The following is a 15,223-nucleotide window of genomic DNA, read 5'->3' on the forward strand; positions in this document are numbered from 1 at the left end:
ACGCCCACGCCCACGACCACGGCAGCTACGGCGTCAGCACGATCCGGCCGAAGACCTCGCCCGCGTCCATCGTCCGGTGCGCCGCCACGGCCGCGTCCAGGGGCAGCACGTCGTGCACCACCGTCTCGATCTCGCCCCGTCCCGCCGCGGCGAACTGCTCGCTCCGCACGGCCCGCCGGTCGGCTCCGGTGACCGTGGCCGCACTGAAAGCGGCGAAGGACATCGACTTCTGGAACGCCGCCATGATCTTCGTGCCGAAGTCCGCCGGTGGCTGGCCGGCGACGGCTCCCACGGCCACCATGCGGCCGTTCGGGTTGAGCCGGTCGAAGAACGACGGCAGGTCCGGGCCGGCGACCACGTCGATGATGACGTCGTAGCCTGCGGGAGCTTCTTCCTCTCCGTCGCCGGAGCGGTCCAGCACGTGGGTCGCGCCGAGGCGGCGCAGCCGCTCCCCCCGCTCGTACGAGGAGGTGGTGACCCCCACCGCGGCGGCGCCGCCGCGGGCGGCCAGTTGCACGGCCATGATCCCGATGCTGCCGGCCGCACCGCGCACCAGGACGGTCTCCCCGGGAGCGAAGTGGGCGTGGCGGAGCCCGAAGTGGGCGACCACACCGGCGCTGCCGAGGGTCACCGCGTCGACCGCGGACAGGTTCGGGGGCAGCGCTACGACCTCGTCGACCGGCGCGCTTGCCCGCTCGGCGTAGCCGCCGCCGGTGCCGGTGGCGGCCCACACCCGTTCGCCGATCCACGCGGCGTCGACGCCGTCACCGACCGCGGTCACGGTGCCCGCCACCTCGCCGCCCGGGACGTGGCCCGCCGTGAAGCCGTAGGCGGCCAGCGCCCCGCTGCGGATCACGGTGTCGACGCCGCCCACGCCCACGGCCTCGGTGGCGATCACCACCTGACCGGCGGCGGGCACCGGGTCCGGCAGATCGACGACGGCCAGCCCCTCCGGGCCTCCGAACCTCTGGATCACGATGGCCTTCAACGCCGTCTCCCGCCCTCGAACCACGCCCTCTGTTCCCGGACCGACGATAAGGGCCGGCTGCGATTCCTGGTGGATCAGCACACGGCGCCGACGCGGAGCACCGCAAGGCCGCGGGGCGCCCGAAGGTCCGGAGCGGCGGACGAGGGCGTGTCTCCCGGCTGTCCGCGGCGCGCCGACGGTGACGGTGAGCGAGGCGCGGATGGCCGCTTCGACGGCGTCCGTCCGACGCGCACCGGTGGTGGCGCGGGTGGGAGCGACGGTCCAGGGCAGGGGACGCGGTGTTGCCGGCGATGCGGGCCGCGTCCGAGGCCGTGACGTACCGGGGCACCGGGGCACCCGTCCCGATCTCTGCCACGACGTCCAGGCAGGTGGTGTCGTGACGATATTCGGGTCGATTTCAATGTGAATCTGACCGTATGAGTTCGACATCAAAGGCCGCTCAGTCGCCCATCGTCCGACAGCAGAACGAGATCAGGGACCGGCTCCCGTTCTCCGACACGCAGGACTTCGAGGACGCCGGGCGGGGCCTCATCGCCCGCAGAACGCCCAGTTCCGTCACCGACGCCGCCGGCACCGTCGTGTGGGACAACGACACGTACGCGTTCCTCGAGGGCGAGGCACCCGACACGGTGAACCCGAGCCTGTGGCGCCAGTCCCGACTGGTCGCGGAACAGGGCCTGTTCGAGGTCGTCGAAGGCATCTACCAGGTACGCGGCCTGGACCTGTCGAACATCACGTTCGTCGAAGGCGCCACCGGCGTCCTCGTCATCGACCCGCTGATCTCCACCGAAACCGCCGCCGCGGCCCTGGCCCTGTACCGCGAGCACCGGGGCGAGCGCCCGGTGACCGGCGTCCTGTACACACACTCGCACGTCGACCACTTCGGCGGAGTGAAGGGTGTCACCACGCAGGAGGACGTCGACGGCGGCCGGTGCCCCGTGATCGCGCCGGAGGGTTTCACGAAACACGCGGTGGCGGAGAACGTGTACGCGGGCACCGCCATGGGCCGCCGCGCCGCCTACATGTACGGTGCCGCGCTCGCCCGCGGACCGCAGGGCGCCGTCGGAGCCGGACTCGGGCAGACCACCTCCACCGGCACCGTCACCCTGATCGCGCCGACCCTGACCGTCACCAGAACGGGACAGGAGGAGACGGTCGACGGCATCCGGATGGTCTTCCAGATGGCCCCCAACACCGAGGCACCCGCCGAACTACTCGTCCACTTCCCGGAGTTCAGGGCCCTGTGCACCGCCGAGGACGCCACCCACACCCTGCACAACACGCTGACCCTGCGCGGAGCCGTGGTCCGGGACCCGCACGCCTGGTCCCACGCCCTGACCGCCACCATCGACCTCTTCGGTGGGACGACGGACGTCGCGTTCGCCTCGCACCACTGGCCCACCTGGGGCCGAGAGCGCGTGGTCGGCTTCCTGGCCGCTCAGCGCGATCTGTACGGCTACCTCCACGACCAGTCGCTGCGCCTGATCAACAAGGGCTGGACCGGTATCGAGATCGCCGAACACCTCCCCCTCCCCCCGGCCCTGGAGAACGCCTGGAACACCCACGGCTACTACGGCTCGGCCAGCCACAACCTCAAGGCCATCTACCAGCGCTACATGGGCTGGTTCGACGGCAATCCCGCCCACCTGTGGCAGCACACCCCGGTCGAAGCCGGAAAGCGCTACGTCCGGTTCATGGGCGGCGCCGACGCCGTCGTGGAGAAGGCGCGCGCGTCGTTCGAGGCGGGCGACTACCGCTGGACGGCCGAGGTGCTCAGCCACGTCGTCTTCGCCGAGCCCCGGCACGCCGCGGCCCGCGAACTCCTCGCCGACACGTTCGAGCAGCTCGGCTACGGCTCGGAGAACGGCACCTGGCGCAACTTCTACCTCTCCGGCACCACCGAACTGCGCCACGGCCGGTTCGGCACCCCCACCGTCACCGCCTCCCCCGACGTCATCGCCCACCTCACCCCCACCATGCTCTTCGACGCCATCGCCATCCAGATCAACGGCCCCAAGGCGTGGGACGAGAAGCTCACCATCGACGTCCACCTCACCGACACCGCCGAGCACTACCGCCTGACGCTGTCCAACGGCGTCCTCAGCTACAGCAGCGCCCCCCAGAAGACAGCGGCCGACGCCACCCTCACCAGCACGGTCCACGCCCTGTCGCACCTGACCGTCACCGGCCTCACCCCCGAAGGCCTCGACCGAGCCGGTGTCCGGATCGAAGGCGACGCCTCGGCACTCCACCGCCTCACCGCCGTACTCGACCCCGGCGACCCGGACTTCCCCATCGTCACCCCCTGACACGCCCCGGACCGGCCGCTCGGCAGATCCCCGCCCCGCGCGGGCCACCACCCCTCAGTCCGGCTGCCGATGAGTTCACCGTCGGCGAGCGGTCTACCCGGCGCCACGACCGTTCACGACAGGAGTGCCATGTCCACCGTCCAGCCCGTGATCCTGACCGCCCATCAGGACCTCCTGCTCACCTTCTACACGAATCTGTTCGGCGCCGAGGAGGTCTTCCGGGTACCGGAGGAAGGGCCCGTCTTCTACCGCGGCCTGCGCATCGGCGACACCGACCTCGGGCTCGTGGCCAGGACGGACGTGGAGAGCGGGGCGGCGCCGCGGATGCTGCTCAGCATCGGTGTCGACGACGTCGACGAGACACTCGGCCGGGTGGAGGCTCTGGGCGGCTCGGTCCGCGGCGGCCCGAACGACATGCCGTGGGGGCAGCGCGTCGCCCACATCCAGGACCCCGACGGCAACCCGGTGAACCTGACCCAGCCGATCCCGGCACGCTGACACGTCACCCCGTGAGTACGGCTTCCCGGGGTCGGTGCGGGGTTCCCGGGCGTTCGGCCGGAGCGACCCCGGATGTGCTCGGAGAAGTCGGCCACCAGCTCTCCGCGGCCGTCGGACGGCGGGGCGGAGGAGCCCCGGTCGGCGGCTGCCCGGCCGCCGCGGCAGGGCGGGCACCACCGCCATGGCCTCGGAGGCGGCCCACCCGCCGCCGGAATCAGGGTGCTTCGCTCGCCGAGAGCGGGGTGGCGATGTCCTCCAGCGCCTTCCGCTCGGCGGGCACCGCGAAGAACACCGCGACCAGTCCGGCGATCACCATCAGCCCCGCCCCGATGCAGAACGCGAGGACTGCGTCCCCCACGACCCCGCTCGCTGTGAGCCCGGAGAAGATCAGGGGCCCGGAGATGCCGCCCGCGGCCGTACCGATGGCGTAGAAGAAGGCGATCGCCATCGCCCGGGTCTCCATCGGGAAGATCTCACTGACCGTCAGGTAGGCCGAACTCGCCCCGGCCGAGGCGAAGAACAGCACCACGCACCAGCAGAGGGTCATGGTGGTGGCGGTGAGCACCCCCGCGCCGAACAGCCCGGCGGTGCCGAAGAGCAGCGCACCGGAGAGGATGTAGGTCCCCGCGATCATCGGGCGGCGGCCCCAGGTGTCGAAGAGCCGGCCGAGCAGCAGCGGGCCGAGGAAGTTGCCGAAGGCGATGACGGCGAAGAAGTACCCGGTCGTGCCGCTGGACACGTCGAAGAACTTCACCAGGATCGAGCCGAACCCGAAGGTGATGGCGTTGTACAGGAACGCCTGGCCGATGAAGAGCGAGAAGCCGAGCGTCGCGCGCTTGGGGTAGTCGCGGAAGAGGGTGCGGGCGATCTCCAGGAAGCCGATGCTGCGCCGCTGTTGGATGGTGATCGCGGTCTCCGCCTCGGGGAGCGGGCGGCCCTTCTCCTCCTCGATGGCCTTCTCCGCGTCGTCCACGATGCGTTCGGCGCCTTCGGAGTGCCCGTGGATGAACATCCACCGGGGGCTCTCGGGCACGTGCCGGCGGACCAGCAGGATGACCAGGCCGAGGACCACGCCGAGGGCGAAGGTGAGCCGCCAGCCGATGTTCTTCGGGAAGATGTCGGTGTTCAGGGCGAGTACGGAGAGCAGCGCGCCGCCCATCGCGCCCAGCCAGTAGCTGCCGTTGATGATCAGGTCGACGCGGCCCCGGTACTTGCTCGGGATCAGCTCGTCGATGGCGGAGTTGATGGCCGCGTACTCGCCGCCGATGCCGAAGCCGGTGAGGAAGCGGAAGAGGAAGAACCACCAGACGGAGAAGGAGACGGCGGTCAGGGCGGTGGCGGCGAGGTAGACCGCGAGGGTGATCAGGAACAGCTTCTTGCGGCCGAAGCGGTCGGTGAGCCAGCCGAAGAAGAGGGCGCCGGAGCACGCCCCGGCGACGTAGAGGGCCGCCGCGAGCCCGGTGACCTGGGCGTCGGTGATCGGCAGTCCGCTGCCGTCCTCGGAGAGGCGGCTGGCGATGTTCCCGACGACGGTCACTTCCAGACCGTCCAGGATCCAGACCGTCCCGAGGCCGATCACGATCATCCAGTGCCATCGTGACCAGGGCAGTCGGTCGAGGCGGGCCGGGACCTTGGTGGTGATGGTCCCGAGCCGCGTTCCGTCGCTGTGGCTCATGGGTGTTGCCTCCCTGGAGTACGGTGCCGTTGCACCGCCGCTCGGCGCTGAGTCCGGGTACCCGGCGGCCGTCGGGAGCAAACGGCACGTCAGGGCCGGTGCCGGTCACCGCCGCTGTCCTTCCCGCCGGTCCGGCGGGGAGCGGCCCGGACAGCACGGACCCGTCCGGCGGTCCACCGGACGGGTCGGGAAGCGAGTCGTAAACGGGTCGGGAAGCGAGTCGGGAGGGCGCTGCGGATCGGGGCCCCGCGTCACGGGCTCCGCGGGTCGCCGGGCTCAGCCCCGCGGGGCCCGGGCGAGCTGGCGGGACTGGGCGACGAGCCGGTCCGCGCTGTCCCAGACCTCGGCGTCCTCCTCCAGGAAACCGCCCGCGAGGTTGCGGGTGGAGATGGCGACGCGCAGCGGGCCGGGGGCCGGGCGGCAGCGGAGGTGGACGGTGAGTTCGACGGTGGGGGTCCACCCCCTGAGGCCCAGCTCGAACGAGGTCGGCGGCAGCGCGTCGACGGCGAGCAGCACCGAGAGCGGGTCCGGGTCGCGGCCGTCCGCCAGGCCGAACCAGCCGCGCATCTCGCCCCTGCCGGACGGCTTGCCCAGCGCCCAGCCGACGGTCGCGGGGTCGAGCCGGATGTCGAGCCGCTCGGTGATGGCGGAGCTGCCGGGGATCACGTCGCCGCCCGCCTCGGTGCCGAGGCACTGGTCGAGCGGCGGGATCGCCGGGGGGAGGGCGGTGGTGCGGACCTCGTCGGTGAGGGCGTCGAGGTCGCCGTAGGTGGCGAGCACCCGGATGCGGGCGATCTCGCTGCCGTCCTCGTCGTACTGGTAGAGGGTCGCCTGGCCGGTGGAGAGGGTGCGCCCGGCGCGGACGACCTCGGTACGGATGACGGCGGGGCCGGGTACGGAGGCGGTGAGGTAGTGCGCGCTCACCGAGAACGGGTCGGGGTGCGGGAGCGCGTCGCCGAGGGCCCGGCCGAGGAGCGCCAGCAGATAGCCGCCGTTGACCGCGTGGATGATGGTCCACCCCGCGGAGAGCTCCGCGTCGTAGACGCCTTCCTCGCGCCGGACGACCGCGGTGTCCCGGTCGAACTCGCTCTCCCCGACGGCCGCCCGTGCGAGGGTCGCCGGTCCCGGGGTCGCCCGCTCCGAGGTCGTCTGCCCGGTCGGTACCGGGTGCGCTGCTGCCTGTGCCATACCAGCACGCTACACCGGTTGATTACTGAGCGGTAGCTTTTTCGGGTACGAGCAGCCCCCGGCGCAGGAGCCGACTCGGCGCACGAGCCGAGTCGGCGCACGAGCCGACTCCTGCGCAGGAGCCGCGCCCGGCCCTCAGGTGGCCGCCGCCCCCTCCTCGCCGCTCGCCGAGCGGCGGTTGTAGGCGCGCGGTGCCCGCCAGTGGAACCGCATCGCCAGCAGCCGCAGGACGAACCCGGTGACGACCGCGAAGCCGGTGGACCAGCCGTTCAGGACGTCGAACTGGATGCAGAGCCCGACCATCGAGGCCCCGACGAGCGCGGGCACCGCGTACAGGTCCCGGTCCCAGCGCAGCAGCGAGGGCACCTCGTTGGCCAGCACGTCCCGCAGCACACCGCCGCCGACCGCGGTGGCGAGCCCGAGCGCGACGGAGGCGGTCAGCCCGAGCCCGTAGTCGTACGCCTTGGTCGTGCCGCTCACGGCGAAGAGGCCGAGTCCCGCCGCGTCGAAGACGTTGACGCCGACCTGGATGCGTTCGACGTGCGGGTGGAGGAAGAAGACCAGGCCCGCCGCGAACAGCGGGGTGAGGAAGTAGCCGAGGTCGGTGAAGGCGGCCGGCGGCACCGCCCCGATGATCACGTCACGGAAAATCCCTCCGCCCAGCGCGGTCACCTCGGCGAGAACCGCGATGCCGAAGACGTCGAAGTTCTTGCGTACGGCGAGCAGAGCGCCGGAGATCGCGAAGAAGAAGATCCCGACGACATCGAGCGCGTGCTGGACGGAGGGGGTGAACAGTTCGGTGAGCACCGGCCAATTGTGCCGGTGCTATCCCTTCGGGCCGTCCTCCGCGTCCCCGGCGGACACTTCCGGCGCGTCCGGCTCCGGCTCCGGCTCCGGCTCCGGCTCCGTCGCCTTCGGCGCGGTGGCCACGATCGCCTCGCGCGCCTGCGGCAGTACGGTCTCGCCGGGAGCCTGGTCCGGCGCGTTCTCCGGGTGGTGGCAGGCGACCTGGTGCCCGGTCTTCAGCGTGATCAGCGGCGGCTCCACCGTGGCGCACACCTCCGTCGCCTTCCAGCAGCGGGTGTGGAAGCGGCAGCCGCTCGGCGGCGAGATCGGCGAGGGCACGTCGCCCTTGAGCAGGATGCGCTCGCTCCTGGCCGCCCGGCGCTTCGGGTCCGGTACGGGCACCGCGGAGAGCAGCGCCTTGGTGTACGGGTGCATCGGCGCCCTGTAGAGCGAGTCGCGGTCGGCCAGTTCCACGATCTTGCCGAGGTACATGACCGCGATCCGGTCGGAGACGTGCCGGACCACCGAGAGGTCGTGGGCGATGATGACGTAGGTGAGACCCAGCTCGTTCTGCAGGTCGTCGAGGAGGTTGACGACCTGCGCCTGGATCGACACGTCGAGCGCCGAGACCGGCTCGTCCGCCACCACGAGCTTCGGGTTGAGCGCGAGCGCGCGGGCGATGCCGATGCGCTGGCGCTGGCCGCCGGAGAACTCGTGCGGATAGCGGTTGAAGTGCTCGGGGCTCAGGCCCACCAGTTGCAGGAGCTCCTGGACTTTCTTCTTCACCCCGCCCTCGGGCGTCACGCCCTGGAGCCTGAACGGCGCCGAGACGATGGAGCCGATGGTGTGGCGCGGGTTGAGGGAGCCGTACGGGTCCTGGAAGATCATCTGGATGTCGCGGCGCAACGGACGCATCGCGCCGGTCCCCAGGTCCGTGATGTCACGGCCGTCGAACTCGATCCTGCCGCCGGTCGGCTCGATCAGCTTGGTGATCACCCGGCCCATGGTCGACTTGCCGCAGCCGGACTCGCCGACGACGCCCAGGGTCTCCCCCTTGCGGACCTCGAAGTCGAGGCCGTCGACGGCCTTCACCGCGGCCACCTGCCGCTGCAGGATGCCCTTCTTGATCGGGAAGTGCTTGACCAGGCCCTCGACCTTGAGCAGCACCTCCCGGTCCTCGGCTGCCTTCGCCTGCCGCGGGAGTCCGGCCCCGGCCGTGTCCGTCTTCGTCGTCTCACTCACAGCTTCGGCGCAATCTCTTCGGTCCAGATCCGCGTGCGGTCCTCCGTCGGGAGGTGGCAGGCGGAGAAGTGCCCGCTGCCGACCACCTGGAGGTCGGGGCGCTCGGTGCGGGTGATGCCGCCCTTGGGGATGTCCGCGTAGGGGCAGCGCGGGTGGAACGCGCAGCCCGTCGGGACGTTGATGAGGCTCGGCGGCTGGCCCTTGACGGGGACGAGACGCTCGGTCTGCTCCCGGTCGATGCGCGGCATCGATCCGAGCAGACCCCAGGTGTACGGGTGCTGGGGCTGGGAGAAGATCGCGTCCACAGGTCCGCGCTCCACGCACCGGCCGCCGTACATCACGAGGACCTGGTCGGCGATCTCGGCGACGACACCGAGATCGTGCGTGATGAGGACGACCGCGGAGTCGAACTCCTTCTGCAGGTCGCGGATGAGGTCGAGGATCTGCGCCTGCACGGTGACGTCGAGCGCGGTGGTGGGCTCGTCGGCGATGAGCAGCTGCGGGTTGTTGGCGAGCGCCATCGCGATCATCGCGCGCTGGCGCATGCCGCCGGAGAACTCGTGCGGGTAGCTGTCGACGCGCTTGGCCGGCTCGGGGATGCCCACCCGGTCCAGCAGTTCGACGGCCCGCTTGCGCGCGGTCTTCCTGGTCACGTCGTTGTGGACGCGGTACGCCTCCACGATCTGGTTGCCGACCGTGTAGTACGGGTGCATCGCGGAGAGCGGGTCCTGGAAGATCATCGCCATGTCGCGTCCGCGCAGCCGGCGGACCTCGTCCGGAGCGGCGCCGATGAGCTCCTTGCCGTCCAGCCAGATCTCGCCGGACATGCGTACGTTCTTGCCCCGGGCGCCGAGCCGGTGCAGGCCCATGACCGCCAGGGAGGTCACGGACTTCCCGGAGCCGGACTCGCCCACGATGGAGAGGGTCTGGCCCCTCTCCAGGCGGAAGCTGAGCCCGTCGACGGACTTGACCAGGCCGTCGTCGGTCGGGAAGTGCACCTTGAGGTCGCGTACTTCGAGGAAGGCGGTCGGTGCCGCCGATCCGGCCGCGGGCACCGGGTCGCCCACTGCGGCGCCGGTCTTGGACAGTTCGGTCACGAGAGCCTCACCCGCGGGTCGGCGGCGGCGTAGAGAAGGTCCACCAGGAGATTGCAGAGCACGACGAAGAACGCGGCGAGCAGGGTCACGCCGAGGACCGGCGGCAGGTCGTTGTCGGTGATGGCCTGCACCGCGTACTCGCCGATGCCGTGCAGGGAGAACACCCGCTCGGTGATCAGCGCGCCGCCGAGGAGCAGGCCGAGGTCCATGCCGAAGACGGTGATGATCGGAGTGAGCGCGGCGCGCAGGCCGTGCCGGGTGACCACCGCGCGCTCGGACAGGCCCTTGGAGCGGGCCGTACGGATGAAGTCCTCGTTCATCGTCTCCAGCATCCCCGAACGGGTGAGCCGGGCGTAGACGGCGGAGTACAGGAGCGCCAGCGAACACCAGGCGGGGATGAGCGTGTTGGCCCACTGCGCCGGGTTCTCGGTGATCGGGACGTACGTACGGCCGAAGATCGGCCACTGGTAGGTGAAGAGCAGCAGCGCCAGCTGTCCGGTGAAGAACATGGGCAGCGAGACGCCCGCGAGGGCGACCCCCATGAAGGTGCGGTCGAAGAACGAGCCCGGCTTCAGCGCGGAGACCACTCCGACCGCGACGCCGGAGACCAGCCAGATCACCGCCGCGCCCGCGGCGAGCGAGATCGTCACCGGAAGGCGCGAGGTGAGCTCGGGCCAGACCTCGATGTGGTTCTTGAAGGAGTAGCCGAAGCACGGCGCGTTGCAGTCCGCCGTGGTGGGGCCGAGGTCGTAGGTGGCGCCGCTGACGATCCCCTTGATGAAGTGCCAGTACTGCAGGTAGACGGGCTGGTCCAGGCCGAGGTTGTGCTTGACCGCCGCGATGTCCGCGGCCGTGGGGCTCTTCCCGATGTACTGCTGCGCCAACTGGTCGGGGGTCTGGCCGGCGAGCCTGGGCAACAGGAAGAAGATGCCAAAGGTGACCGCCGTGACGACCAGCAGCAGGACCACTGCCGCGACCGTCCGGCGGAGGATGTACGAGATCACGGGGATCGGCGCCGGTTGCCGCAGGCCTCTCGGCCTGCGGCAACCAATGCCTTCACCTGCCTTCCGGGGCTGCTACTTCTTGGTCGTGCCGATGTTGAGGTAGTCGTACTCACCGCTGAAGGCCGCGGTGGACACCACGTTGGTGGCGTACGGCGAGCGGTACAGCAGGACCTTGAAGTAGGTCAGCGGAACGAGGACCGCCTCGTCCATGGTGGTCTTGTCGACCTCCGCGTACAGCCTGTTGCGCTCGGCGATGTCGGGCGAGGCGATGGCCTGGGCCAGCTTCGCGTCGACCTCCTTGTTCTCGAACTGCGAGAGGTTGGTGTTGCCGGACGCGCCGATCGCCGCGCTGTTCAGGATCTGCTGCAGGAAGCCGTAGCCGGACGGCCAGTCGGCGCCCCACTGCATCATCATGATGCCGATGTTGTTCTTCGCGTCGAACGCGGGGACACCGGCGTAGTCGGTGAAGTACTTGCCCGACGGGTACTGCTTCAGGGAGGCCTCGATGCCGACGTTCTTCAGCGACGCGATGATCGCCGTGGCCGCGTCGACCTCTTCCTGACGGTCGCCGCGCGCGCTGATGTTGGTCGTGATCTTGTCCTGGCCGCAGGCCTTCAGGTGCTCCTTGGCCTTGGCCACGTCGCCCTTGCTGCCCTCGGTCGCGTACGCGTCCGCCTTCTCGTAGCCGGTGATGTCCGGCGGGAGGACGGTGGTGGCGATGTCTCCGCGGATGCTGCCGCCCTCGGCGGTCTGCACGGAGACCTTGTCGATGGCGTACTGGACCGCCTTGCGGCACTCCACGTTGTCGAACGGCTTCACCTTGGTGTTGAGCGCCGCGTAGACCAGGCGGCCACCGTAGGTGTTGTCGGTGTTCGCCTTCTTCTTCGGGTCGCTGACCAGCTGCGCCTGGGTCTGGGTCTCGACGCCCTTGCCCGCGAGGTCGATCAGCGTGTCGCCGGACTGGAGGTCCTGGTCGATCGTCGACTGGTTGACCTTCAGGTTGACGACGATCTTGTCCGGGTACTGCTTGCGCAGCGGGTCGGTCTTGGCGTCCCAGTTCTCGTTGCGCACGAGGACGGCCTGCTTGCCCTCGGTGTAGCTCTGGAACTTGTACGAGCCCGAGGACACGATCTTCTTGACGTAGTCGACGCCGGTGTCCTTGGCCTGCGGGACCGGGGCCGTCTGCGGCGTGGCGACCAGGTAGTCGAACTCCTGGAAGGCCCGGTTCAGGTGGAAGACGACGGTGGTGTCGTCCGGCGTCTCGATGGACTTGAGGCCTTCGGGGCTCTTGTCCTTGTACGGGCCCTGGTACTTGTCGCCGTCCTGCATGAACTGCTGGAAGTAGTTGGGGCCGAGCGAGAGGACGTCACGCGCGAAGTTCGAGCGCTCGACGGCGTACTTGACGTCCTTGGACGTGATCGGCGAGCCGTCCTCGTACTTGAGGCCCTCGCGCAGCTTGTACGTCCAGGTCTTGCCGCCGTCGCTCTGGGTGCCCGGCGCGGAGGCGAGGTCGGGGACGAGCGTGTTGCCCTTCTCGCCGGCGTCCGGCTTGAAGGTCATCAGCGGGCGGGCGTACAGCCGGCTGAAGTTGTACATGTACGCGTAGTAGGTGTTGCCCGGGTCGAACGAGTCCGGGACGTCCGCCATCGCGTAGGTGACCGTGCCACCCTTCTCGGTGGAGGCGTTGACGACATCCTTCGTCGCGGCGTCCGCGCCGGCGGACTTGATCTCGCCGTCGCTCTTTCCGTCGTCTGCCTTGCTGCAACCTGCGAGCAGCAGGGTCACGCTGCCCAGGGCCGCGACCGCGGCAAGTGATGACCTTCGCATGATGGTCGGAATCCCCTCCATTGTCGGAAACTTGTGGAGCTCTCTGCGCGGACCGAGTCAGCGGCTGCGCGGATCGAGAGCGTCGCGGAGACCGTCACCGAGCAGGTTGAACGCGAGCACGGTGACGAAGATGGCAAGGCCCGGCACGACCATGTACTGCGGATCGATCTGGAAGTAGTCGACCGCCTGGTTGAGCATGCCGCCCCACGACGCCTGGGGCGGCTGGATGCCGACCCCCAGGAAGCTGAGCGAGGCCTCGAAAATGATGTTGGTCGGGATGAGCAGCGTCGAGTAGACGATGATCGGGCCGACCAGGTTGGGCAGCAGCTCCCGGAAGAGGATGTACGGGCCGCCGGCTCCCATGCCGCGGGACGCGTCCACGAACTCGCGCTCGCGCAGGGCCAGCGTCTGCCCCCGGACGATCCGTCCCAGATACGGCCAGTTGAAGAAGCCGATGACGAAGATCAGCACGCAGATGTGGAGCGGCAGCCCGTCGAGCCCGAAGGCACCGCCCTGCAGCGTCGCGGAGATGGCGATGGCGAACAGCAGGAGCGGGAAGGCGAGGAAGGTGTCCATCAGACGGCTGATGACGGAGTCGACGCGCCCGCCGTAGTACCCGGCCACCACGCCGAGGATGGTGCCGATGACGTTCGAGAGGACGGTGGCGCCGAACGCGACCACCAGGGACACCCAGGAGCCTTCCAGGATGCGGGCGAGGATGTCCCGCCCGAACTTCGGCTCCACACCGAGCGGGTGATCGAGGCTCATGCCGCCGAATCCGCCCTTGGGCAGCGAGGTGTTGCTGTCGATCAGGTCCTGGTGGAAGGCGTTCGGATCGAGGTCCAGCAAGGACTGGAGCGGCCGGGACAGAGCGGCGATCAGGATCAGCAGGACGACGACGACACCACCGACGACGGCGACTCTGTCCCGTTTGAAGCGGATCCAGGCGATACGCCCGAGCGAACGTCCGACGATCTCCTGGGACTTGATGCCCTCGTCGAGCACAGCCTCCGGCTGCGCCCCGGCAGCCGCCCCGGTGGTCTCGATCGGTGCGGTCACAGCGCCCTGACCCTTCCAGCCGGTGGTCGCCGGCCATTGCAACGCCGCTGTAGACGGCTCGCCTTGCCTATGAGAATGCCCAGTGGCCACAGATGATGCGACCCCGCTGAGCAGCTGAACTTCGTCGTGCACTCGCTCACGGAATCGCCGACCCCATGCATGACACGGGAGTCTTCAGCGTGTACGCGATCAGTTGCCAGAGCTGACGGGGAAAGTATGCGCAACCGTGATGCTGTCCTGGGGCTACCGTTATCCGAACACCGGGTTACACCCCGCGAACGGGAGGCGCTCGACGCACATATGGGCACAGGGGCCGACGAGTTCCACGTTCACCACCCGGAAACCGCCAAGCGGACATGACGGACGGTCAGTGCGACCGGGCGGAAAGCGGTCGCTACGGTGCCGTACCGGCAGGTTGGAAGCGAGCACGGGCGGGGCACACCCGGAACCGGGGCGCGCCCACCGCTCACGTGCGTCCGGCACCGTCGCCTCCGGACCGGCACCGTGTCCCGCTCGGTACGTCCGCCCGGTCACCTCCGGACCGACGGCACGTCCCCGCTCAGTACGCCCCGCGCTGCGGGTATCCGTAGCCGCCGGTGAGCGGGGCCTGGGCGGGAGCCGCGTGGGCCTCGCGGTCGTAGAACGGGCGGGCGTTGGCCCGCAGCCACATGGCGACCGGGTCGTAGTCGTCGGACATCGCGACCGTGGAGACGGGGAGCCCGTCCGGGACGGCGCCGATCGTCTGCCCCATCATCGCGCGGGCCGACTCGACGGCGGCCCGTCCGGTGTCGTAGAGGTCGAGTCCGATGGCGAGGTACGGGGCGCCGAGCGCCGGCTGCACCCAGGCGCGGCGCAGCGAGCGGATGGCCGGGGTGCGGTGCGCGTTCTGCGACAGCAGCGCGTAGAACTGCGGGATCTCGACGGCCGGTTCGGAGAGGGTGAGCGGTCCCGCGGGCAGCCGGTCGAGGCCGGTGGCGATCCGGCGCAGGTCCAGCCAGGGGATGCCGACGCCGCCGCCGGGGGCGTGCGGGTTGAGCCAGATGCCCCAGTGGTCCGGGAAGAGCGAGCGGGCGATCTCCCGGCCGGTGATCACCTCGTGGGCACGGTTCCAGCCGCTGGCCGCGAGCTCCTGGGGGGAGGTCACGCAGGGGGCGTAACCGAGGCCGTCCACCCCGATGTTGCCGTACTGGGCGTCCGGGGAACCGGCCGTGCCGTGCCAGAGCAGCATCCAGACCTGGCCGTCCGACAGAGCCTTCAGCAGCTCCTCGTAGGTGTCGAAGCGCCCGGGGGTCACCTGGCGCAGCATGTGTTCGACCTGCCCGGCCGCCGCCGTGCCTGACGCACTCACCCTGGGTCCCGCCCCTCGTCGATTCACCGTGTCGCACGGACGCCCCCGGGCGCGCGGGAGCGACCTCGCCATCAAACCAGCTTATGCGCCCTCACTGACACCGACTTGACGCCACCACCCGACATGCCGGACAACGGCGGGCCCGCGATCCGCCCCCGGGGAAGGCCGGCCGGCCGGTACGGCACGGCCGCTCTCCGCCCCA

Annotated in this window: 12 protein-coding genes; 2 read left to right on the top strand and 10 right to left on the bottom strand. The window is 70.1% G+C overall.

Going from position 1 to position 15,223, the window contains the following annotated elements:
• Positions 1-25: 25 nt before the first annotated feature.
• Complete coding sequence (locus tag ACFWEE_RS04715) at positions 26-988, bottom strand: zinc-binding dehydrogenase (protein WP_386886333.1); 963 nt, start codon at positions 986-988, stop codon at positions 26-28.
• Positions 989-1,404: 416 nt separating this feature from the next.
• Here ACFWEE_RS04715 and ACFWEE_RS04720 point away from each other — a divergent pair, with 416 nt between their 5' ends.
• Both ACFWEE_RS04720 and ACFWEE_RS04725 read left to right on the top strand, forming a co-directional pair.
• Positions 1,405-3,297 (top strand): alkyl/aryl-sulfatase, encoded by a 1,893-nt coding sequence (locus ACFWEE_RS04720; RefSeq protein WP_386886335.1) that lies wholly within the window; start codon positions 1,405-1,407, stop codon positions 3,295-3,297.
• Between the two features lie 129 nt (positions 3,298-3,426).
• Entirely contained in the window at positions 3,427-3,795 is a 369-nt protein-coding gene (locus tag ACFWEE_RS04725; protein ID WP_386886336.1) for a VOC family protein, read from the top strand.
• Positions 3,796-4,009: 214 nt separating this feature from the next.
• Here ACFWEE_RS04725 and ACFWEE_RS04730 read toward each other — a convergent pair whose 3' ends face one another.
• The 9 genes from ACFWEE_RS04730 to ACFWEE_RS04770 form a co-directional block, all read right to left on the bottom strand.
• Entirely contained in the window at positions 4,010-5,470 is a 1,461-nt protein-coding gene (locus tag ACFWEE_RS04730) for an MFS transporter (protein WP_386886338.1), read from the bottom strand.
• Positions 5,471-5,746: 276 nt separating this feature from the next.
• Positions 5,747-6,658: a thioesterase family protein gene (locus tag ACFWEE_RS04735; RefSeq protein WP_386886340.1), complete on the bottom strand. Its 912-nt coding sequence runs from the start codon at positions 6,656-6,658 to the stop codon at positions 5,747-5,749.
• Between the two features lie 135 nt (positions 6,659-6,793).
• On the bottom strand, positions 6,794-7,465 hold the full coding sequence (locus ACFWEE_RS04740; RefSeq protein ID WP_386886342.1) for a trimeric intracellular cation channel family protein: 672 nt from the start codon (positions 7,463-7,465) through the stop codon (positions 6,794-6,796).
• Positions 7,466-7,483: 18 nt separating this feature from the next.
• Positions 7,484-8,686 (bottom strand): ABC transporter ATP-binding protein, encoded by a 1,203-nt coding sequence (locus tag ACFWEE_RS04745; RefSeq protein WP_386886344.1) that lies wholly within the window; start codon positions 8,684-8,686, stop codon positions 7,484-7,486.
• Positions 8,683-9,783, bottom strand: a complete 1,101-nt coding sequence (locus ACFWEE_RS04750) for an ABC transporter ATP-binding protein (RefSeq protein ID WP_386886345.1) — start codon at positions 9,781-9,783, stop codon at positions 8,683-8,685. The genes ACFWEE_RS04745 and ACFWEE_RS04750 overlap by 4 nt, the downstream gene beginning before the upstream one ends.
• Positions 9,780-10,787, bottom strand: a complete 1,008-nt coding sequence (locus tag ACFWEE_RS04755; protein WP_386886347.1) for an ABC transporter permease — start codon at positions 10,785-10,787, stop codon at positions 9,780-9,782. Before ACFWEE_RS04755 ends, ACFWEE_RS04750 begins: the two co-directional genes overlap by 4 nt.
• A 72-nt stretch (positions 10,788-10,859) precedes the next feature.
• Positions 10,860-12,635 carry an ABC transporter substrate-binding protein gene (locus tag ACFWEE_RS04760; protein WP_386886349.1) on the bottom strand — a complete coding sequence of 592 codons (1,776 nt, stop codon included), beginning with the start codon at positions 12,633-12,635 and terminating at the stop codon, positions 10,860-10,862.
• Between the two features lie 36 nt (positions 12,636-12,671).
• Entirely contained in the window at positions 12,672-13,673 is a 1,002-nt protein-coding gene (locus ACFWEE_RS04765) for an ABC transporter permease (protein ID WP_386886351.1), read from the bottom strand.
• Positions 13,674-14,232: 559 nt separating this feature from the next.
• The gene (locus ACFWEE_RS04770) at positions 14,233-15,021 is read right to left on the bottom strand and encodes an enhanced serine sensitivity protein SseB C-terminal domain-containing protein (protein ID WP_386886353.1); all 789 of its coding nucleotides are present in this window, start codon (positions 15,019-15,021) and stop codon (positions 14,233-14,235) included.
• Between the last annotated feature and the right edge of the window lie 202 nt (positions 15,022-15,223).

The sequence above is a fragment of the Streptomyces sp. NPDC060184 genome, from assembly GCF_042728795.1.
GTDB lineage: Bacteria > Actinomycetota > Actinomycetes > Streptomycetales > Streptomycetaceae > Streptomyces.

Excerpts from the sequence above, each read along its gene's own strand:
- ACFWEE_RS04720 (WP_386886335.1), top strand. The coding sequence starts at position 1,405 with ATGAGTTCGACATCAAAGGCCGCTCAGTCGCCCATCGTCCGACAGCAG.
- ACFWEE_RS04725 (WP_386886336.1), top strand. The coding sequence starts at position 3,427 with ATGTCCACCGTCCAGCCCGTGATCCTGACCGCCCATCAGGACCTCCTG.
- ACFWEE_RS04730 (WP_386886338.1), bottom strand. The coding sequence starts at position 5,470 with ATGAGCCACAGCGACGGAACGCGGCTCGGGACCATCACCACCAAGGTC.
- ACFWEE_RS04735 (WP_386886340.1), bottom strand. The coding sequence starts at position 6,658 with ATGGCACAGGCAGCAGCGCACCCGGTACCGACCGGGCAGACGACCTCG.
- ACFWEE_RS04760 (WP_386886349.1), bottom strand. The coding sequence starts at position 12,635 with ATGGAGGGGATTCCGACCATCATGCGAAGGTCATCACTTGCCGCGGTC.